The following is a 20,829-nucleotide window of genomic DNA, read 5'->3' as shown; positions in this document are numbered from 1 at the left end:
TTGCGTTCAGCCGGTGCCCACCGCGCCGGGCGGCACTCGCTCGCCTTCAGGCCGCCTGCTCCGCGTCCTGGAACAGGCCGACCTTCAGGTCCTTGGCTTCGTAAATGGTGTTGCCGTCGGCTTTCAATACCCCGTCGGCAATGCCCAGCACGAGCCTGCGCATGATGACGCGTTTGAGATCCAGATGATAGGTCACCTGCTTGACGTCCGGCAGCACCTGTCCGGTGAATTTCACCTCGCCGACTCCCAGGGCGCGGCCGCGACCCGGCGCGCCGAGATGGCCGAGGAAAAACCCCACGAGCTGCCAGAGGGCATCGAGGCCCAGGCACCCGGGCATCACCGGATCGTTCTCGAAATGACAGCCGAAAAACCAGAGGTCCGGCCGGACGTCCAGCTCGGCAATGATCTCGCCCTTGCCGTGAGCGCCGCCCTGGTCGCTGATGTGTGTGATGCGGTCGAACATCAACATCGGCGGCAAGGGAAGCTGCGCATTCCCCGGGCCAAACAGCTTGCCGTGGGCGCAGTCCATCAGGTCCTGATAGGTGTAGCTTTGCTTCGTTTCGGTCACGGCCTCACCATAGGCGACTGGGTTGCGGAAGAAAAGCGAGTGGCTTTCCATCCATGACGATACGCCCGCTCGGCCAACCCGGCGGGCGGTGCGAATTGGGGCCAAAAGGGCCGCTGGATGCAAGGGATAACCGCCGCAGCCGGATGATCGGCTGGTGGGCTGCACCTTCGACAAGTTCCAATCTTTCCCTCAAGCGCATGAAAAACTCTTTCAATTCGCCTCGTGTCGATTATATTTCAGCCATGTCCACCATGCGACCATACAGTGGCCTGATCGACCGCCTGAAGGCGGTCGGCCTGCGACCCACCCGGCAACGGCTGGCTTTGAGCCGCCTGCTCTTCGAGGAAGAGGGCAGTTCGGAGCGTCATCGCCACGTCACCGCCGAGCAGCTTCATGGCGAAGCGCTCGACAGCGGGATCCGGGTTTCTCTGGCCACGATATACAACACGCTGAACCAGTTCACGCGTGCCGGTCTGTTGCGTGAAGTGGTGGTCGAGCCTGGCCGTTCCTACTACGACACCAATGTGGACGACCATCATCACTTCTACTTCGAGGGAAGCGGGCGCCTGCTCGACATTCCCGGTGAGAGCGTGCATCTCGACCGCCTGCCCGATGCCCCGGAAGGGGCGAGCGTGCGGCGGGTCGATGTCATCATTCGTCTGAACGACGAACGCTAAGCTCTTTGCCCCGGTTGGACCGGGCTTCTTTCTCGCTCAATCCTTATCGGCCAGATTCTTGGAATTCGAATTGGAACACTTCTAAAGTGTTGACCTTGGCCGTTGTTCCTGCTTATCTATGATCACAAATGCGTCACCGGCGGGGCCCCTCATCGGGGCTTCGCAGCACGGCGCCGCAACAAGCCAAACCGGCATTTTTGCAAGTTGATCAGGAAGGGAGAGATCAATGGCTGCGTTAAAGGGTTCCAAGACCGAAGCCAACCTCAAGGAAGCCTTCGCGGGCGAGTCCCAGGCGAACCGTCGCTACCTCTATTTCGCACAGAAGGCCGACGTGGAAGGCTACAATGATGTGGCCACCGTGTTCCGCTCCACCGCTGAGGGCGAGACCGGCCACGCGCACGGCCATCTCCAGTACCTTGAGGAAGTGGGCGATCCGGCCACTGGCGAGCCCATCGGCGACACTCCGCTGAACCTCAAGTCCGCCATCGCTGGCGAGACCCACGAGTACACGGACATGTACCCGGGCATGGCCCGTTCAGCCCGTGAAGAGGGTTTTGACGAAATCGCAGACTGGTTCGAGACTCTGGCAAAGGCTGAGAAGAGCCATGCCGGTCGCTTCCAGAAGGCGCTCGACACGCTCGACTGATTGGCGTGCGAGGCGGGGTCGGACCAGTCCGGCCCCGCCTTCTGCTTTCACTCCGATTGAAAGCGATGCTCTCCGCCCGTTCAGGCAGGAGAGAAGCAATCGCTGTGGGGTGATTTTCACTCAAGGTGCAGGGGAGATCGGCGATGCGCGAGGGCAGTTTGGATGCCCCGGTCCGGCATCCGATTCGGTGGAACGACCCGGATTTCTACGACTGGGACAAGATCAACGACGAGTTGGAGCGGGTGTTCGACATCTGCCATGGATGCCGCCGTTGCTTCAATCTCTGCGATTCCTTTCCCCTGCTGTTCGATCTGATCGACGATTCGCCGAGCGGTGAGCTCGATAGCGTCGATCGCGCGGAATACAAGAAGGTCGTGGACGCCTGCACGCTGTGTGACATGTGCTTCATGGTGTCCTGCCCCTATGTGCCCCCGCACGAATTCGACCTCGACTTCCCGCACCTCATGCTGCGCTACCGCGCGGCCGAGCGGCACCATGGCCACAAGCTCGGCATGGAAGGCGAACTGACCAAGACCGACCGCAACGGCAAGCTCGCGGCGATTGCCCCCTGGCTTGCCAACTGGGCCAGCGAGCGGAGCAACGGCCTAACGCGGCCGCTGCTGGAACGGGTCGCCAAGGTGGACCGCCAGGCCGACCTGCCGAAGTATCACGGCAAGACCTTCGTCAAGCAGGCGCGCGATCCCGAGACGGTGAACAGCGCGGCGCCGGCGGCTGGGCGCAAGGCGGTGCTCTATGCCACCTGCTTCGTGAACTACAACAATCCCGACATCGGCGTCGCCACGCGCCGGGTGATGGCGCACAACGGCGTCGAGACCGAAGTGGTCTATCCGCGCTGCTGCGGCATGCCGCAGTTCGAGCAGGGCGAGGTGGAGAAGGTCGCCGACGCGGCGCGCGAGATCGCCGGTGAACTGATCGGCTGGGTCGAGCGCGGCTACGACATCGTGGCCCTGACGCCGTCCTGCGCGCTGATGATGAAATTCGAGTGGTCCCTGCTGCTGCCCGAGGACGAGACCATCAAGCGCGTCTCCCAGGCCACCTTCGACGTGACGGAGTACATCGTCGATATCGCCAACAAGGAAGGCCTGGCCGAAGGGCTGAAGCCGCTGGATGGCGGCGTGGCCTTGCACATCGCCTGTCACGCTCGCGCCCAGAACATGGGCAACAAGGCGCGCGAGATGATGAAGCTGGTGCCGGAAGCCGAGATCAAGCAGCTGCCGCGCTGCTCCGGTCATGGCGGCTCCTGGGGTGTACTGCAGGGCAACTTCGAAACCGCGCTCAAGGTGGGCAAGCCGGTGGCCCGCGATACCTACAAGGCTGGCCACAAGTACGTGGCCTCCGAATGCCCCTTGGCCGGGACACACATCCTGCAAGGGCTGGAGCGGATCGATGCCGACACCGCGGCGGAAGACAAGAAGCCCGTGCCGCAGCGCGCGCATCATCCCATCGAACTGTTTGCCCGCGCCTACGGCTTGATCGACTGACCTGCCTCAAGGAGGCTCTGCCATGACAAAGAAGACTGAGATTACCCGCGACGACATCTGGCCGATGGAGCGCTACGAGGCGGAGCGCAAGGATCTGCGCAAGCAGCTCGTCGAGCAGAAGCGCAACCGACGCTGTGAGGTCGGACCGGTCTGCACCTTCTACTTCGAGAGCTTCGAGACTATGTGGGCGCAGATCCACGAGATGCTCTACATCGAGAAGGGTGGCGAGGAGCAGATCGCCGACGAGCTGGCGGCCTACAACCCCCTGATCCCCAAGGGCAACGAGCTCTGCGCCACGGTGATGTTCGAGATCGACGATCCGGTGCGGCGCAAGGCTTTCCTTTCGCGCCTGGGCGGTGTCGAGGAGACGGCCTTCTTCGAGTTCGAAGGTCATCGCGTGCTCGGCAAGCCGGAAGAGGACGTGGACCGCACCACCTCGGACGGCAAGGCCTCCTCCGTGCAGTTCATTCACTTCGTCTTCACTGCCGAGCAGATCGAGGCCTTCAAGAAGGCGGACACGCGGGTCATTCTCGGCTTCAGTCACCCGCAATATTCGCACATGGTGGTGCTGAACGAGATCACGCGCGCGGCCTTGGCCGGCGATTTCGCTTGACCCACCTGGTTCCTGCCCAATCCTAGCGTCTCGGTCCATGCGGATCCGATGATTGAACCAGAGGCAGGGCGGGGGACTGGCACTTGGCCACGGCGGCACGGGAGGCAGCAGCACGCCTGACAGCGGACCGCGACGGTTCGCAGTTGCGGCTGCTGCTTGCCGGAAGTTGGACCACGGCCAATCTCGCTGATCGCGAAGCCGAGCTCGATGGAACCTTGCACCGCCGCGCGCTCGCCGGGGTCGAGCGCGCCGTCTTGTCCCTGGACCAGGTCACCCACTTCGATACAGCAGGGGCCTGGGCGACGGTGCGCACCGCTCGGCGATTGCGCGATGCCGGGGTCGAGGTTGCCATCGAGGGTGCCGGGGCGGATCGTCAGCGTCTTCTGGAGGCGGTGGAGAAGACCGAGCCCGCGCCTTCGCCACCGCGCGGCCTGCGCTTTCCGCTCAGTTTCCTGGCCAATCTGGGCAAGATCACCCTGACGCTGGGCGCTGATGCCCGGGCCCTCACCGGCTTTCTCGGACTGATCACCCTGGTGCTTCTGCGCGCGCTGCTGCGGCCAGCGCGCATCCGCTTCACCTCCCTGATCCACCACATGCAGAAGACCGGCGTGGACTCGCTGCCCATCGTCGGCCTGCTGGCCTTCCTGATCGGCGTGGTGCTGGCCTATCAGGGGGCGGATCAGCTGGCGCGCTTCGGCGCGCAGATCTACACCGTCAATCTGCTCGGCATCTCGGTCCTGCGCGAGATGGGCATCCTCATCACGGCGATCATCGTGGCCGGGCGCTCCGGCAGCGCCTTCACGGCACAGATCGGCACGATGAAGGTCAATCAGGAAATCGACGCCATGCGCACCATTGGCCTCGATCCCGTCGAGGTCCTGGTGCTGCCGCGTGTCCTGGCTTTGGTGCTGGTGATGCCGCTGCTCGCCTTCTACGCCAATCTCATGGCGATCCTTGGCGGTGGCCTGATGGTGTGGGTGCTGCTGGGGATCGATCCGAGCGCCTTCGTGCGCCAGCTTCACCAGTCGCTCAACGTGGAAGCACTGCTGGTCGGCATGTTCAAGGCGCCGGTCTTCGCCTTCGTCATCGGGCTCGTCGGCTGCTTCGAGGGGCTGCGCACCGGCGGCAATGCGGAGTCCGTCGGCACCCAGACCACCCGGGCCGTCGTGGAGGCGATCTTTCTCGTGATCGTTCTCGATGCCTTCTTCTCGGTCTTCTTCTCGGTGATCGGAGTCTGAGTGGTGGAGCAGGGCCCGGCCATCCGTATCGAAGGCTTGTTGACCCAGTTCGGCAGCAACGTGATCCATCAGGATCTGGCCCTGAGCGTGCGCCGAGGCGAGATCCTCGGCCTTGTCGGCGGCTCCGGCAGTGGCAAGTCCGTGCTGATGAACACCATCATCGGCCTGCGCCGGCCCAACGCGGGCAGCATCGAGGTGCTGGGCCAGAATGTGGATCGGGCGAACGCGGCAACCCTGAAATGGCTCAGCAGCCGTTGGGGCGTGCTGTTCCAGGACGGTGCGCTATTCTCCTCCCTGACGGTGCGGCAGAATGTGGAGGTGCCGCTGAAGACGCACACCGCGCTGTCCGAGCGCGCCTGCACCGAACTGGCTGCGATCAAGATCGGGCTCGCCGGATTGCCGGCCGATGCCGCTCACAAGTATCCCAGCGAGCTCTCCGGTGGTATGCGTAAGCGTGCGGGCCTTGCGCGCGCGCTGGCGCTGGATCCGGACATCCTGTTCCTGGACGAACCGACCGCGGGCCTGGACCCGATCGGGGCGGCCAGTTTTGACAGTCTGGTACAGGAACTGCAGCGTGCACTGGGCCTCACCATCCTGATGGTGACGCACGATATGGATTCGCTTTACACCGTCTGTGACCGAGTAGCGGTTTTGCTGGACCGGCACATCAAAGTGGGGACGATTGCGGAACTGATGGAAGACTCCCACCCTTGGATAGCCGAGTACTTCGGTGGTCCCCGTGGCCGTGCCGCCGCCGATGCGCGCCGGCGGGTAACCGATGGGGCGAAAGCCTGAGCTATGGAAACCCGCGCAAACCATGTGCTTGTGGGCCTCTTCGTGCTGCTGCTCGGCGTTGGCGCCATCGCCTTTGCCATCTGGATCGCGGCTCTGCAGGCGGATCGCCAGGTCAACAGTTACCTGCTGGTCTTCGACGGAGCGGTGACCGGCCTTTCGACCGGCAGTTCCGTCAACTACGAAGGCGTGCCGGTCGGTCAGGTGACGACAGTCGATCTCAGCGCGCGTGACCCGGGGCGGGTGCGTGTGACGATCTCGATCGATGCGGACACGCCGGTGCGCAGGGATACGGTTGCCACCCTGGAACTGGCCGGCTTGACCGGTGGTCGCTACGTCCAGCTCACTGGCGGAAGCGCTGACGCCCCGCTGCCGAGCCCGGAAAACGGCGAGACTCTGCCGCAGCTTCAGACCCGGGCCTCGCCCATCGATCAGGTTCTCGCGGGCGCGCCGGACATCGTCACGGCCCTCAACTCCATTCTGCTGCGGGCCGAGGCCATTCTCAGCGAGGAGAACACGCGCAACGTAGAAGTGATCCTGCAGGAAGGCGCTGCCACCATGGGCAATATCAATGACACGAGCGCCGTGGTCGCCGATCTGGCGCGGGATCTGCGTACCGAACTTGGCTTGCTGATGCCGAAGCTGGAGAGCACCTTCACGGCCGTGGAGGGTGTGGCCACCAACATCGACGCCGCCAGCCGCGAAGCGCAGCCGACCCTGGCTGAATTCCGGCAGGCCGCCCGCTCGGTCGACCAGCTCGCCAACGATCTCAACGGCCTGGTGGAGGAAAATCGCCGCCCGCTGTCCGACTTCACCAATTCGGGGCTCGGCGAGCTCTCAAGCCTGCTTGGCGAGTTGCGGCGGCTGGCCGGCAATCTGAACCAGATTTCCAGCGACCTGCAGAGCAATCCCGCCGGCTTCCTGCTCGGCGTTCCCCCCGACGGCTACAGGCCCAGCAATGACTGACCGACTTCCCGTACGACCCCAGCGCCGCCTCCTCCTCCGCTCCCTGGCCGCCGCCCCGCTGCTCCTGCTGGCGGGCTGCGGCGGCCTAGTCGGACGCGATCGCGACAGCGATAGTCAGGTTTTCACCCTGAACGACGTTCACCCTCCGACCGGCACACCAGTATCCTGGCAGTTGGCCATCGACGAGCCGGCGACACCGGCAATGCTGAACCGCGGGCGCATGGCGCTGCAGCGGGCCGATGGCCAGTTCGACTACTTCGCCAATGCGAGCTGGAGCGACAGGCTGCCGTCGCTCGCGCGTCTCGTGCTTATGCAGTCCTTCTCCAACAGTGGGCGGATTCTCGGCTTGGCGGAGGATACCTTGACCCTGCGCGCCGACTATCAGCTCAGGTCCTCCCTGCGCGCCTTCCAGGCCCACTACAAGCAACAGGGCGTGCCTCCGGATGCCGTAGTGGCCATCGGCGTCCAACTCGTGCGCCTGCCGGAGCGCGTTGCCGTCGACGCGCGGGTGTTCGAACGCCGCCGGCCAGCGCAGCGTGACTCCCTCTCGGCCATAGCGGGGGAACTCGATGCTGCTTTCGCTGAGGTGCAGCAGGAGCTGATCGACTGGACCCTGACCTCTGGAAGTCGCGACTACGCCTCGCGCCGCTGAACGAAACTTTCCAGGTCGGCGAAGAGGTCGTCGTCGTTGATGATCCGCGGCACCTTGTTCTGGCCGCCCAGCTTGCCGCGTTGTTTCATCCAGGCCGCGAAGCCGCCCGGACTGACCAGCGCGATCTCCGGTGCGGCCATGCCGACGCCGCCGCTGCGATGTGCGCTATAGTCATCGTTGAGGCGTGAGAGTTCTTGATCCAGCACCTCGGCAAAGCGCTGCAGGGCGCTTTCGGCCGGTGGCTCGGCAAATTCCACAAAGTAGCGATGGCGGCCCAGCACTTCGCCGTTGTTGCGCGGGTGAACTGCGCCCATCGCGTGGTCGGTGACATCTGCGCCGATAGCCTCTGCTGCTGTGGCCACCGCAGTTTCGATTTCCTCGGCGATCAGGTGTTCGCCGAAGGCCGACATGCCGTAAGCTGTGCGCCCGGTGATCAGCAGGCGCGGCGGATCGGTTTCGATGAAGCGCACCGTGTCGCCCAGGATGTATGACCAGAGACCGGCCGGGGTGGTCATGACCACCGCATAGTTGACGCCCGGTTCCAGATTGCCGACCCAGTGTCGCCTCGGCTGTTCGGCGTTCAGCTCTTCCAGGGGCACGAACTCGTAGAAGATGCCGTGATCGAGATTGAGCCGCATGCCCTCACCCTCGCCGCGGTCGGCCACGGCAATGAAGGCCTCGCTCGCGGCATAGACCTCGCGCAGCTCGGCGTGGGAGCCGGCGAGCATCTCCTCGAAGCGGTGGCGGTAGGGGCCGAAGTTCACGCCGCCGTGCACCAGGAGTTCCAGCTCCGGATAGGGATTGGCCGCGCTGTCGCCGCGCAGGGCGCGCACCCGCTCCAGGAGGATGAGCAGCCAGCTCGGTACGCCGGCGAGCACTCGGATCTGCTCATGGAGGGAGGCCTGGGCCAGGCGCTCCAGTTTCTCTTCCCAGTCGGCCAGCAGCGCCAGCTCACGCCCGGGGAAGGAGAAGGGGCGGCCCCAGACCGGCAGGGTGTGGGTGATGATGCCGCTGAGATCGCCGCTGTGGACCCCCGGCGCTTCCTCCACCAGTTCGGTGCTGCCGCCCAGCATGAAGGACTTGCCAGCGAAGAGACGCGATTGGGGCCGCGCCGCGAGGTGGAAGGCGATCACGTCCAGCCCCGAGCGCGTGTTGTTGCTGAGGATGGGCTTGGTGAGGGGAATGTACTTGGTGCGTCCGCTGGAGGTGCCTGAGGTGACCGCGTAGTAGGGAATGCGTCCGGGCCAGGTGGCATTCTCCACCACCGGGAAGGCTGGCTCCCAGTATTCCTTCCAGAAGTCTTCGTAGCTGCGCAGTGGCACCCGCTTCTGGTACTCGCTGACGGTGAGGTCGGGGGTGAGCTCATGCTCGCGCCCGAAGCGCGTTCCGGCGCCCAGCCGGAGCAGGCTGCGCAGGATCTTCTGCTGCGTTTCTGCTGCGTTGAGTGCGTGCAGCTGCTTCAGGCGCCGACGGCAGTAGAGGCGGAACAGCGGCGTAACGTCGATCAACGCCCCGGCTCCAGCGCTTGTTGGTGCACGGTGACGGCCGCCACGCCCTCCGGCGTCAGGGGAAGCTGCAGGTACTCGCCGTCAAGCCAGAGCGGGATCTGGTCGTCGAAGTGCGCACTGCCCAGCCAGCCGTCCTGTCCGCCGAACAGCACGGCCCAGGTGGCATCGGGATCGGACATGTCGGTCAGGAAGCGCGATTGCGAGCCGTAGCGGGCCGTGTGGCGCTCGTTGGTCAGTCCGTGCGCGGTCTTCATCGGTGTCTCCCGCGACCCACCGACGGGCCATTCGCCGTAGGTGAAGAAGCGCCCGATCACCGGCGCGTTCGCCAGGGGGTGGGTGGCGCGCAGGCGATGCATGTCGCCCCAGGTGGCGAAGCCTTCGGCATCCTCCGCTGCGGCCGCAAGCGCACGGCTCAGTGCGTCGTTGCGCGCCGCTTCCGGCATGGCTGCAAGATCGCGCTCCAGGAAGACGACGAGGAAATTCCATTCGTTCACCACCTCGGCCAGGTCGTCGCCCGCCTCCTCGCCCAGGCCGTTGATCTGCGGCAGCAGGTGGTACAGCAGCAGTTCGAAGGCCACAGGGGCCGGAGAGTCGGCGGCATAGTCGCCATCCCAGCCGCGCAAGCGGGCCAGGAAGGCCTCGTGCTCGGCACTCTCGGGCAGGTCGTCGATGGCCTCGAGCAGCGTGGCGGCCAGGCGCTCCGCCGACAGCGAGCGGGTGTCCCGCTGCAGGGTGGCCAGGTCTTCGAGGCTGGTGCTCTCCGTGCTGGCAAGGACCTGCTGCAGGCGTTCGACCCGTTCCGAAGGGCTGAAGAAGTAGCCCACCTCGATACCTTCCTCGGTGGGACGGTTGTTGGCGGAGGCGAGGAAGCCTTCCGGCGGGTTGAGTGACCAGGGCAGGTCGCGCACGTCCAGCAAGCCCTGCCAATGGGTGGCCGGGTCGCTTGCATCCAGCACCAGGTCCTCCGGCGGGAACTGCTGCCGCTCGGGCTGAACCAGGGCCATGATCTGGCCGATGTTGCCCTCAGTGTCGGCGAACAGCATGTTCTGCGGTGAAAGCCCGAAGCCGGCGAAAGCCTCGCGGAAGCTTTCCGGCGTTTCGGCACGCATGGCCCGGAGCATGGCGCTCAGTTCGTCGGTGTTCTCATGTCCGACCCAGCGCAGCGCCAGGGTCTCACCGGCGCCATTGGGGATCATCTCGGCATCGGTGATCACCGGGCCGAAGGGGGTGGTCCGGACCTCGCGCTTTGCCGGAAACCAGAAACGCTGGCCGATCCGAACTTCCTCCACTTCGAACTCTTCCTCAGGCAGCTCTGAGACGTCGTAGAGGTCGCTGCCGGCGGCGCGCATGTGCGTGCCGCTCCAGGCCATCGCCGGCGTGCGCCCAAGCGCGACGAAAGGCAGGCCCGGCACCATCATGCCCACGGCATGGTAGGAGGGGGACTTGATGCCGGCCAGAAGCCAGAGATTGGGCAGGAACAGCCCCAGGTGCGGGTCGCCGGCCAGCAGTGCGCCGCCGCTGGCGCTGCGTTCCGGGGCAACCACCACCGTATTGGAGCCGGAGCGGCTCTCGCCCGCCAGGACGTCGCTGAGCAGGGCGGTCTGCTGGTTCTGCCGGAAGCTGGCGGCGCCGTTCAGGCCGGCTTCCAAAGTGCGTTGCCAGAGCTCGGGGAAGCCCGGATCGCCGCGGGCGCCCAGCAGGGCGAAGTAGGCGAGCCAGTTGACGTCGGTGCCGGCCATGCGGCCGATGCGCAGCAGGTCCTGCGGCGTCCAAGGCTCGTCCGAGAGGGCGAGCAGGCCCGCTTCCGGCGGGCGTTCTGCCTGCTGCTCCTGATAGTGATTGAGGCCATCAGTGAAGGCCTGCAGCCAGTCACGGGTCTCCGGCGGCATTTCGGCCCAGATCTCGTCCACCGCCCGGCCGAAGTCGAGGATGCGCAGGGCATGGTCGATGTCGGTGGTCAGCGGTCCGGCCGTTTCGGAAAGCCGCCCGCTCGACAGGCGGCGCAGCAGTCCAAGTTGGGCGCCGCGCATGTGGGCATGCACCAGTCCCAGACTGAAGGCGAGGTCGCGGTCCGTCTCGGCTTCGATGAAGGGCACCATCTCGGCCGACCAATTGATGGTGACGGCGCCTTCCAGCGGCAAATCCTCGGTGGGGAAGCTGGCGAGGCGTGTCTGACGGTCGACCTCGCTCGGCCAGAGCGCGCTGCAACCGCCGAGCAGCAGCAGGAGGGCGAGAAAAAACGGAAATGGGCGTAGGCCGAGCGTCGCAGTCACGGGATCTCCGGTTGGCTCCGGCGCCCGGCGGGCTGCCGGGGCGTTGCTGGTACCAGCAAAGATGGGCCCGGCCCTGTGCCAGTCAACCGGACTCGCCCGAGGTTTCCTCCGCCCTTCTCAGGCGATGCTCGTGCTCAGGCGCGCTTCAGTTCGCTGAGCAGGGAGAGCTGCGGCGAACTTGGGCTCTCCCGGTCGGTCAGGCGGGTGGGATAGTCGCCGGTGAAGCAGGCGTCGCAGAAGGCCGGCTGCGCGGCGTCCCGCCCGGGGCGGCCCATGGCGCGGTACAGCCCATCCATGGAGATGAAGGCCAGGCTGTCCACGTCGAGGTGACGGGCAATCTCCTCCACCGACATCTGCGCGGCGAGCAACTGCCCGCGTTCCGGCGTGTCCACGCCATAGAAGCAGGGATCGGTGATCGGCGGCGAAGCGATGCGCATGTGCACTTCCGTCGCACCGGTGGCGCGGACCATCTGCACGATCTTGCGCGAAGTGGTGCCGCGCACGATGGAGTCATCGACCAGCACCACGCGCTTGCCTTCCAGCATGGGGCGGTTGGCGTTGTGCTTCAGCTTGACGCCGAGGTTACGGATTTCCTGACCCGGCTCGATGAAGGTCCGGCCGACGTAGTGGTTACGGATGATGCCGAGGTCGAAGGGCAGCTTCGATTCCTCGGCGAAGCCCAGGGCCGCCGGCACGCCGGAGTCCGGCACCGGCACCACCAGATCGGCCTCGGGCAGGCTTTCGCGCGCCAGTTCGCGGCCGATGGCCTTGCGGGCCTCATAGACCGACGTGCCTTCGATCACCGAGTCCGGGCGGGCGAAGTAGATGTACTCGAAAACACAGAAGCGCTGCCGGTTGCCGCTGGTCACGCGGATCGAGCGGGGCTCGCCCTGGCCCAGCACGACCATCTCGCCGGGCTCGACGTCGCGGACGAACTCGGCACCCATGATGTCGAAAGCGCAGGTTTCCGAAGCGAAGAGCCAGGCATCCCCCAGCCGACCCAGCACCAGCGGCCGCACGCCCAGGGGGTCGCGCACGCCGATGACGGCATCATCGGTCATCGCCACCAGGGAATAGGCCCCTTCCACCAGCGCCAGCGCGCCCAGCATGCGGTCGATCAGGTTGCCCCCCGCCGAGGTGGCGATGAGGTGGATGAAGACCTCGGTATCGGAGGTGGACTGGAAGATGGCGCCGCGGTTGACCAGTTCGCGCCGCAGTGTGGTGGCGTTGGTCAGGTTGCCGTTGTGGGCGAGCGCGAAACCGCCGAGCGACAGATCGGCAAAAAGCGGCTGTACATTGCGCAGCAGGGTGTCGCCGGTGGTGGAATAGCGGTTGTGGCCGATGGCGGCGTGGCCCAGCAGGCGGGACATCACCGCCTCGCTGCTGAAGATGTCTCCCACCAGGCCCAGTTCGCGGTGGGCGTTGAAGCGCTGACCGTCGAAGGTGACGATGCCCGAGGCTTCCTGTCCCCGATGCTGCAGCGCATGCAGGCCCAGCGCGGCGTGGGCGGCCGCATCCGGATGGCCGTGGATGCCGAAGACGGCGCATTCCTCGTGAACCCGGTCGTCGTCGAAAGGCAGACCAGGCTGCGGCTCAGGTGTAAAGCGTGACGCGGGCATGTGCCTCAATTTCCTTCCCGGATCGAATCCAGCAATCGATCCATCTCACGGCGTGGCATGTCGTCGTAGCCGGCTGATCCCTCGGTGGCCTCGCCGTTGCCGGCCGCCTGGGGGGTGGGCTGGAGTGGCGGTATGCGGAAGTCGACCACCTCTCCGTCGCTGTCGGTTTGTTCCATCGCATCCTCGATCCGCAGTTCCGCCGGAACCAGGGTGCGAATGTAGTCGGCGCCCGTTTCGACCAGGGGCAGGGCGCGGGCCTCCTGCAACCAGGCCGGATGCTCTTCCGCCGGCATGAGCCAGGAGACTCCCAGCCAGAGCAGGCAGACGATCACCACGCCACGCAGCAGGCCGAAGACGACGCCGAGCGTCCGGTCGAGGAAACCCAGGCTGCTGTCCTGGACCCGTCGCCCGATCATGCGGGAGAGGACCGACAAAAGGATCAGCGCCACCAGGAAGATCGCGACGCCCGCGCCGATATCGGCGAGCAGTTCGATCGCGATCATGTCCCGGGCAATCTCCTGCACCGGAGTGAAGAACCACAGGGTCGCAAAAACAGCTCCGATCCAGGCGCCGATGCCGAGAACCTCGTGCACGAAGCCGCGGGAGAAGGCGAGCAGCGCAGAAAGCAGCAGCACCACCAGAATAATCAAGTCGGTGACGTTTATCGGCAGCCAGTCCATGGCCGGGCGTCGCTCCTATCAGGCTTTGTCCGCACCGCCGCCGGCGGCAATGCGCGCCACCAGATCCTGGAGGTGGCTCATCTCCTCCAGCCGGATCCCCTCCGGCGGAGACAGGCGCCGTCCGCGGCGCGGCGGCAGCAGGGCGCTAGCAAAGCCAAGCTTGGCGGCCTCCTTGAGCCGGACCTCGCTCTGGCTGACCGCCCGGATCTCGCCCGACAGGCCGATCTCGCCAAACACCACGCATTCCTCGGGTACGGGCCGGTCGCAGGCGCTGGATACCAGAGCGGCGGCCACCGCAAGGTCCGCTGCCGGCTCTCCGATGCGCAGTCCACCTGCAATGTTCAGATATACGTCCTTGCCGGCCATCACAAGCCCGCAGCGCGCTTCGAGCACCGCCAGTACCATGGCGAGCCGGCCGCTGTCCCAGCCCACGACGGTGCGCCGCGGGGTGCCCAGCGGCGAGGGGGAGACCAGCGCCTGGACCTCCACCAGCAGCGGGCGCGTGCCCTCCAGCCCGGCAAAGACGGCTGCACCGGCCACGTTGCCGCGCCGCTCGGCCAGGAAAAGCTCGGACGGATTGGCGACCTCCATCAGGCCTCCGTCGGTCATCTCGAAGACGCCGATCTCGTCGGTGGGACCGAAGCGGTTCTTCGCGGCGCGCAGGATGCGAAACTGGTGGCCGCGCTCGCCCTCGAAGGTCAGCACGCAGTCCACCATGTGTTCCAGCACCTTGGGGCCGGCGATCATGCCGTCCTTTGTGACGTGGCCGACCAGGAGCAGGCAGAAGCCCCGGCGCTTGGCGACCCGGACCAGTTCCTGCGCGCTGGCGCGCACCTGTGCCACCGTGCCCGGCGCGGATTCCAGGGCGTCGACGTGCATGGTCTGGATGGAATCGATGATCACCAGCCGCGGTGCATCCGGCCGGTCGAGCGAGGATACGAGGTCGCGCACGGAGGTGGCGGCCGCCAGGCGCACCGGCGCCTTGGACAGGCCCAGGCGTGCGGCACGCAGGCGCACCTGCTCTACGGCTTCTTCGCCGGAGACGTAGATCGCCTCATTGCCGGCCGCCAGTGCGGCCGCGGCCTGCAGCAGCAGCGTGGATTTGCCGATGCCGGGATCCCCGCCCACCAGCACGGCCGAGCCGGGGACCAGGCCGCCGCCGCACACGCGGTCGAACTCGCCGATGCCGGAGACCAGGCGCGGTGCCGGTTCGCTTTCGCCCTCCAGGTCGACGAAGTCGACCTTTCGTCCGCTGCGCTTGGGGCCCTTGGCCAGGCCGCCGGGTGTGCCTTCGGGAGCGGCTTCCTCGACGATTGAGTTCCAGGCCCCGCAGGCTTCGCAGCGCCCGGCCCAGCGGCCGGAGACCGCGCCGCAGGATTGACAGACATAGTTGCTGCGGGCGCGGGCCATCACTGGGTGACCTGAATCGGGCCGTCGATGTCTCCGGCCACGAACTGCTCGACGAAGGCGTTGCCCTCGCGCTCGATGGCGTCCATCGGTCCCTGCCAGACGATCTCGCCCTTGTAGAGCATGGCGATGCGATCGGAGATGCGCCGGGCGCTGTCCATGTCATGAGTGATGGTCAGCCCGGTGGCGCCGAGATCCGTGACGCACTGGCGGATCAGTCGGTCGATCATGTCCCCCATGATCGGATCGAGGCCGGTGGTGGGTTCATCGAAGAAGAGGATCTCGGGACGCACGGCAATCGCGCGCGCGAGCCCGACGCGCTTGCGCATGCCGCCGGACAGCTCGGCTGGTGAAAGATCGGCCACCTCCGCGTCCAATCCAACGTCGGCGAGGCGCTCCAGGGCTAGATCCCGAGCTTCCTTGCGGCTCTTCCGCTCGTGTTCCAGGGGCACGAAGGCCACGTTCTGCCAGACCGGCAGGGAGTCGAAGAGGGCAGCGTTCTGGAACAGCATGCCGATGTGGCTGCGCATCTCGTCCAGTGCCGCGCCGCGCAGCCCCACGGTTTCCTTGCCATCGATCAGGATCGAGCCGGAGTCCGGGGGCAGCAGCCCCAGGATGCACTTCAGGAGCACGGATTTTCCCGAGCCGGAGCCGCCGATGATGACCAGCGATTCCCCATCGGCAATGTCCAGGTCGACACCGTTGAGCACGTGATTGTCGCCGAAGGACTTCTTCAGTCCGCGAATGCGGATTTTGGGCTGGTCCTGGCGCGCCGCGGTCATCCGAAGAAGAGCCCGGTGATCAGGTAGTTGGAGCAGAGGATGAGGATCGAGGCCGAGACAACGGCATTCGTGGTCGCCGTGCCGACACCTTGTGCGCCGCCGCGCGAATGATAGCCGTGGTAGCAGCCCATTAGCGTGATCAGGAAGCCAAAGGCCGCAGCCTTGACCAGGCCCGAGAGCACGTCCTCCAGTTCCATGAAATCATAGGTGTTCTGGAGATAGGCCTGGGGGTTGAAGCCGAGCTGGCTGGTGGAAACGAGATAGCCGCCCAACACACCGATGATGTCAGCGGTCAGCACCAGCAGCGGCAACATGGTCACGCCCGCGATCACGCGCGGCACGATGAGGTACTTGAAGGGGTTGGTGGCCAGGGTGACGAGGGCGTCGATCTGCTCCGTCACCCGCATGGTGCCGATCTCTGCTGCCATGGCGGCGCCGATCCGGCCTGCGACCATCAGGCCGGCCAGCACCGGCCCCAGTTCGCGGGTGATCGAGACCACCACGACATTGGGGATCGCGCTTTCGGCCGAGAAGCGGGCAAAGCCGGTATAGCTCTGCAGGGCCAGGACCATCCCGGTGAAGATGGCGGTGAGCCCGACGACCGGGAGGGAATAGTAGCCGATCTCGATCATCTGCCGGCCGATCAACCGCGGATACCAGGGGCCACGTAGGCAGTGCCAGAGCGTCAGCCCGGCAAAGAGCGACAGTCGGCCCGCGGTTTCGAGAAAGGAAAGGAAAGCGCGCCCAAGGGGCGTCAGAAGAGGAACCACGCCTAGTCGTCCCGGTAGATGCGATGAGAGCGCCGGCCGAGGGACGTCAGGATCTCGTAGCCGATGGTGCCGGCCTGTTCCGCCAAATCATCCACTCCCTGTTGGGGACCCAGCAGGTCCACCAGATCGCCGGGGCAGAGCCGGCCCTCGGGCAGATCGCTGATGTCCACAGTCACCACGTCCATCGACACCCGCCCGGCCAGCGGCAGGCGCTGCCCTTCATACCACGCGAAACTGCGTCCCGACAGGCAGCGCAGGAAGCCGTCGGCATAACCCAGGGCGATTGTTGCGATGCGGCTGGGGCGCGAGGCCCGGAAGCCGGCACCGTAGCCAACGGCCCTACCGGGGTCAATCGAGCGGATCTGCAGCACTTTTGCTTGCAGGCGAACCACTTGGCGCATGGGATTGGGCTTGCCGGGAACCGGATTGACGCCATAGTGCGCCGCCCCGGGCCGCCCGAGATCGAAGTGGAAATCCTGGCCGAGGAAGATCCCCGAGGAGTTGGCGAGGCTGGCCGGCGCGGCCGGGAGCCGCTCGCGCGCCCAGCGGAAGCGCTCGAGCTGCTCGGCGTTCTGGCCATGGGCCGGGTCATCGGCGCAGGCGAGATGGCTCATTATCAGGCAGGTCTCGACGCCTGCCAGACGCTGCGGCTCCGCGGCCAGGCGTTCCACCTCGCTGTCCGGAAGCCCCAGCCGGCTCATGCCGCTGTCGGTCTGCAGGGCGGCGGGCAGGCTTCTGCCCAGACTGCGCGCATGGGCGGACCAGCGCTCGATTTCCTCCAGAGTATTGAGCACCGGGATCAGATCGGATTCCACATAGTCGGGCTCTGCTCCAGCGAAGAGGCCGCCGAGCACGTACACCCGGGCGCCCGGCAGGCAGCGGCGCAGGCGCAGCCCCTCGTCGGGCAACGCTACAAAGAAGCTGCGGGCGCCGGCCTGCCAGAGCGCCGGTGCGGCCTGTTCCAGGCCGAGGCCGTAACCATCCGCCTTCACCACCGCCGCGCAGGGCACGTCCCCCAGTTCCTGCTGCAGGCGCTGATGGTTCGCGCGCAGCGCCCCAAGGTCGATGGTCAGTATCGCCCCGGCGCGGGCCGCAGCACGGTCAATGGGCATCGGGCAGATACTCGTCGGCTATGTAGTCGCCGAAGCGGGTGGTGTCGCCGTCGAAGGTCAGCTTTCGGATGCCGATGGGGCCGTGACGCTGCTTGGCGACGATTACTTCGGCCAGCCCGTAAACCTCCTCGCAGCGCTGTTTCCATCGCTCGTAGCGCTCATGATACTTCTCGTCGTTCTCGTTCTCGCGGCGCATGGGCTCGGCGCGCTCGAGGTAGTATTGCTCGCGGTAGACGAAGAGCACCATGTCGGCATCCTGCTCGATCGAGCCGGACTCGCGCAGATCCGAGAGCTGGGGGCGCTTGTCCTCGCGCTGTTCCACCTGGCGGCTGAGCTGCGACAGGGCGACGACCGGCACGTCCAGTTCCTTGGCGATGGCTTTCAGGCCGCGGGTGATCTCCGAAACCTCCTGCACGCGGCTGTCGTTCTTGCCGCCGCCCGGGGCGGACATGAGCTGGAGGTAATCAACCACGATCAGGCTGAGCCCGTGCTGGCGCTTGAGGCGGCGGGCCCGGGTGCGCAGCGCCGGAACGGAAACAGCCGGCGTGTCGTCGATGAACAGGCGCAGCGCCTGCAGTTCGCGCGCCGCATCGAAGACCTTGTCGAAGTCCTCCTGAGTGATCGCGCCCTTGCGCAGTGCATCGGAGCGCACGCCGGATTGTTCCGAGAGAATGCGTCCGGCCAGCTGTTCCGCTGACATTTCGAGGGAGAAGAAGGCGACCGTCTCGGGCTCCTCGAAGCTCTGGCCATCCGGCCCGCGCTCCAACCGGCGCGACTTGGCCACATTGAAGGCGATGTTGGTGGCCAGTGCCGTTTTGCCCATGGATGGGCGGCCGGCGAGGATGACCAAGTCGGAACGGTGCAGGCCGCCCAGGAGCTTGTCGATCTCCGCGAAATGTGTGGCCAACCCGGCCAAGGCGCCGTCGCGGCGGTAGGCGGCCTCGATCAGTGAGACGGCTTCGGTCAAGGCGCCGGAGAAAGGCTGCAGGCCGCCTTCCGCCAGGCCCGTCTCGGCGAGGCTGTAGAGGCGCTGCTCCGCTTGCTCGATCTGGTCCGTGGCCGCGCTGTCCGGATCCTGTTCGTAAGCGGACTCGTCGATGTCCTGCGCGAGGGCGATAAGCTCCCGCCGCAGGAAGAGATCGTGGATCAGACGGCCGTAATGGCGGACGTCCGGATTGACCGGTGCTGCCTGCAGTTCGGCCAGATAGGCGGCGCCTCCCACATCGGCCAGACCGCCGTCCTGATCGAAGAAGCCCTTGAGTGTGATGGCATTGGCGAGCTGTCCGCGCTCGATCAGCTTGCCGCAGGCCCGGTAGATCCGCTCATGCGCGCCATCGGCAAAATGCTCGGGCAGGAGAAAGTCGGACACCTTCTCATAGGCATGGTTGCTGTGCAGGATCGCGGCCAGGAGCGCCTGTTCCGCCTCCAGATTGTGCGGGGGCAGGCGCTGGAGGGCTGTTTCCTCCTCGGATGCGACGAACTGAAGACGCTGTGTGGGTTCCATGGCCGGAGACTAGCAGGTGGAAGCCGGAAAAGGACGCGGTGAATCAGGTGAATAGCGGGGATAACCTGAAAGACGCTTTTATATCAGTCGGTTAAGTGTGATCGGTTACAGAACCGGTCCGCGTTCCGGCGGCCCATCCACCAGGAAGCCCGTGATGTAGTCGAAAGCGTCCTCCACCGAGTCGGTGGGATGGAAGAGGGCGAGATCCTGTTCGTTCACGGTGCCGTGGCGCACCAGCGCGTCAAGGTTGAGGACCTCGGACCAGAACTGCTTGCCGAACAGCACGATGGGCATGCGCTTCTTCATCTTCAGCGTCTGCATCAGGGTGAGCAGTTCGAACATCTCGTCGAGCGTGCCGAAGCCGCCCGGCATGACCACCACAGCCTTGGCCATGTAGGTGAACCAGAATTTCCGCATGAAGAAGTAGTGGAACTCGAATGACAGTTCCGGCGTGACGTAGTGGTTCTCGAACTCCTCCACGGGAATGGAGATCGTCAGGCCGATGGAGCGGCCGCCTGCATCGTGGGCCCCCCGGTTTGCTGCCTCCATGATGCCCGGCCCGCCGCCGGTGCAGACCACGAAGCGACCCGGATCGCCGGGCAGTGCCAGGGACCATTCTGTCAGTTTGCGGGAGAGTTCCCGGGTGGCCTCGTAGTAGATCGCCAGGTCGCGCAGGCCCTCGTGATCGCGCGCGCTGCCGTCCTCGACGCTGGCTTGCGAAGGCACGCGCGCCGAGCCGAAAAAGACAATCGTGTCGAGGATGCCATAGCGGTCGAAGCGGTCGAGCGGCTCGTGAAATTCCGAAAGGATGCGCAGCGGTCGGCCGGCCCGGCTGTTCAGGAACTCAGTGTTAGCGTAGGCCTTGGGGGCCTTGGTCGTGGGGGTGTTATCGTTCATTGCGGCAGCTTACCCGGAAGTTGTGGTGAAGTTGGGGCAGCCGAGACCCTAGTGCTGACGGATCAACAGCCTCTGGCCGCCGGCCAGGCAGTGTTGATCACTTCGCGGTGGGGCAGCAGCCAGCCCTCGATGGCATAACCCAGCCCGCTATTGCCGCACCATTTGCCGCGTTCGTCCAGCCATTGCCGATGGTGATAGGCCTCCAGCACCGCGGCCAGGATCGTCTCGGCATCGAGGTCGTCGGGAAAGAGCGTCGAACGCTTGCATTGCCGGCCGGGCGCTTCCGGCTGGCAGACCCGTGCAACGTAAATGCCGTGCCCATCGCGCGGCCGCAACACTCTGTCGATCTCCGCTTCGCCGGGTGTTGCTTCCCCAAGGGTGGCGTGAAAGCCGACGGCGTCGCCGCGGCGGTTGATCTCGCCGCAGAACAGGTGGGTGAGATTGACCGGCGGTGCGGTCTCCGACCAACGGGGCGCATCGCTGGTGCAATCGAAAGCCTGCACTGGCGCGCTCAGCGTTACGAGGAGCAGGGTGAACACAAGGAGCGAGGCGGAGCGCACGGGTTTCCATCCCACATAAGCAGAGGAAGCTTGATCGAAGTTTCGGTCCGGCTTCCGACCTTG

The 20,829-nt window shown here is 65.7% G+C and carries 19 protein-coding genes and 1 pseudogene; 8 read left to right on the top strand and 12 right to left on the bottom strand.

Translation table 11 applies throughout. The annotated features are described in order from the left end of the window. Positions 1–46 precede the first annotated feature (46 nt). Entirely contained in the window at positions 47–733 is a 687-nt protein-coding gene (gene fabA, locus ABZ720_RS11735; RefSeq protein WP_438264099.1) for a 3-hydroxyacyl-[acyl-carrier-protein] dehydratase FabA, read from the bottom strand. A gap of 77 nt (positions 734–810) precedes the next feature. On the opposite strand from fabA, the gene irrA reads away from it, so the two are divergent. From irrA to ABZ720_RS11695, 8 genes are all read left to right on the top strand, one after another. Continuing rightward, positions 811–1,245, top strand: coding sequence for an iron response transcriptional regulator IrrA (gene irrA / locus ABZ720_RS11730; protein WP_366555711.1), 435 nt, complete (start codon positions 811–813; stop codon positions 1,243–1,245). Between the two features lie 226 nt (positions 1,246–1,471). Continuing rightward, positions 1,472–1,891, top strand: coding sequence for a rubrerythrin family protein (locus tag ABZ720_RS11725; protein ID WP_366555710.1), 420 nt, complete (start codon positions 1,472–1,474; stop codon positions 1,889–1,891). 143 nt (positions 1,892–2,034) lie between these two features. Then, positions 2,035–3,393, top strand: coding sequence for a heterodisulfide reductase-related iron-sulfur binding cluster (locus ABZ720_RS11720; protein ID WP_366555709.1), 1,359 nt, complete (start codon positions 2,035–2,037; stop codon positions 3,391–3,393). 22 nt (positions 3,394–3,415) lie between these two features. After that, positions 3,416–4,006, top strand: a complete 591-nt coding sequence (locus ABZ720_RS11715; RefSeq protein WP_366555708.1) for a DUF3501 family protein — start codon at positions 3,416–3,418, stop codon at positions 4,004–4,006. Positions 4,007–4,089: 83 nt separating this feature from the next. After that, positions 4,090–5,244, top strand: a complete 1,155-nt coding sequence (locus ABZ720_RS11710; RefSeq protein WP_366555707.1) for an MlaE family lipid ABC transporter permease subunit — start codon at positions 4,090–4,092, stop codon at positions 5,242–5,244. Positions 5,245–5,247: 3 nt separating this feature from the next. Beyond that, a complete protein-coding gene (locus ABZ720_RS11705; RefSeq protein ID WP_366555706.1) occupies positions 5,248–6,039 on the top strand; it encodes an ABC transporter ATP-binding protein in 792 nt (263 codons plus the stop codon). Between the two features lie 3 nt (positions 6,040–6,042). After that, complete coding sequence (locus ABZ720_RS11700) at positions 6,043–7,002, top strand: MlaD family protein (RefSeq protein ID WP_366555705.1); 960 nt, start codon at positions 6,043–6,045, stop codon at positions 7,000–7,002. After that, on the top strand, positions 6,995–7,654 hold the full coding sequence (locus tag ABZ720_RS11695; protein ID WP_366555704.1) for an ABC-type transport auxiliary lipoprotein family protein: 660 nt from the start codon (positions 6,995–6,997) through the stop codon (positions 7,652–7,654). The genes ABZ720_RS11700 and ABZ720_RS11695 overlap by 8 nt, the downstream gene beginning before the upstream one ends. Here ABZ720_RS11695 and ABZ720_RS11690 read toward each other — a convergent pair. The 11 genes and pseudogenes from ABZ720_RS11690 to ABZ720_RS11640 form a co-directional block, all read right to left on the bottom strand. Next, the gene (locus ABZ720_RS11690; RefSeq protein ID WP_366555703.1) at positions 7,636–9,162 is read right to left on the bottom strand and encodes a GH3 family acyl-acid amido synthetase; all 1,527 of its coding nucleotides are present in this window, start codon (positions 9,160–9,162) and stop codon (positions 7,636–7,638) included. The two genes, ABZ720_RS11695 and ABZ720_RS11690, sit on opposite strands and share 19 nt — an antisense overlap. Beyond that, entirely contained in the window at positions 9,159–11,435 is a 2,277-nt protein-coding gene (locus ABZ720_RS11685; protein ID WP_366555702.1) for a penicillin acylase family protein, read from the bottom strand. Before ABZ720_RS11685 ends, ABZ720_RS11690 begins: the two co-directional genes overlap by 4 nt. 134 nt (positions 11,436–11,569) lie before the next feature. After that, the gene (purF, locus tag ABZ720_RS11680) at positions 11,570–13,054 is read right to left on the bottom strand and encodes an amidophosphoribosyltransferase (protein WP_366555701.1); all 1,485 of its coding nucleotides are present in this window, start codon (positions 13,052–13,054) and stop codon (positions 11,570–11,572) included. 5 nt (positions 13,055–13,059) lie between these two features. Further along, complete coding sequence (locus ABZ720_RS11675) at positions 13,060–13,734, bottom strand: CvpA family protein (RefSeq protein ID WP_366555700.1); 675 nt, start codon at positions 13,732–13,734, stop codon at positions 13,060–13,062. Positions 13,735–13,752: 18 nt separating this feature from the next. Beyond that, positions 13,753–15,144 (bottom strand): DNA repair protein RadA, encoded by a 1,392-nt coding sequence (gene radA, locus ABZ720_RS11670; protein WP_366555699.1) that lies wholly within the window; start codon positions 15,142–15,144, stop codon positions 13,753–13,755. Then, complete coding sequence (locus ABZ720_RS11665; RefSeq protein ID WP_366555698.1) at positions 15,144–15,923, bottom strand: ABC transporter ATP-binding protein; 780 nt, start codon at positions 15,921–15,923, stop codon at positions 15,144–15,146. Before ABZ720_RS11665 ends, radA begins: the two co-directional genes overlap by 1 nt. Beyond that, on the bottom strand, positions 15,920–16,693 hold the full coding sequence (locus ABZ720_RS11660; protein ID WP_366555697.1) for an MlaE family ABC transporter permease: 774 nt from the start codon (positions 16,691–16,693) through the stop codon (positions 15,920–15,922). Before ABZ720_RS11660 ends, ABZ720_RS11665 begins: the two co-directional genes overlap by 4 nt. Continuing rightward, a pseudogene (gene alr, locus ABZ720_RS11655) lies at positions 16,680–17,805 on the bottom strand (alanine racemase); the annotation flags it as partial. The gene ABZ720_RS11660 and the pseudogene alr, both read right to left, overlap by 14 nt. Next, entirely contained in the window at positions 17,795–19,309 is a 1,515-nt protein-coding gene (locus ABZ720_RS11650) for a replicative DNA helicase (RefSeq protein ID WP_366555695.1), read from the bottom strand. The pseudogene alr and the gene ABZ720_RS11650, both read right to left, overlap by 11 nt. 105 nt (positions 19,310–19,414) lie before the next feature. Continuing rightward, the gene (locus tag ABZ720_RS11645; RefSeq protein ID WP_366555694.1) at positions 19,415–20,206 is read right to left on the bottom strand and encodes an LOG family protein; all 792 of its coding nucleotides are present in this window, start codon (positions 20,204–20,206) and stop codon (positions 19,415–19,417) included. Between the two features lie 62 nt (positions 20,207–20,268). Beyond that, positions 20,269–20,766 (bottom strand): EndoU domain-containing protein, encoded by a 498-nt coding sequence (locus tag ABZ720_RS11640; protein ID WP_366555693.1) that lies wholly within the window; start codon positions 20,764–20,766, stop codon positions 20,269–20,271. Positions 20,767–20,829 lie beyond the last annotated feature (63 nt).

The sequence above is a fragment of the Aquibaculum sediminis genome (genome assembly GCF_040712085.1).
Lineage (GTDB): Bacteria > Pseudomonadota > Alphaproteobacteria > Kiloniellales > DSM-21159 > Aquibaculum > Aquibaculum sediminis.
This window is presented reverse-complemented; position numbering and strand designations above follow the sequence as displayed.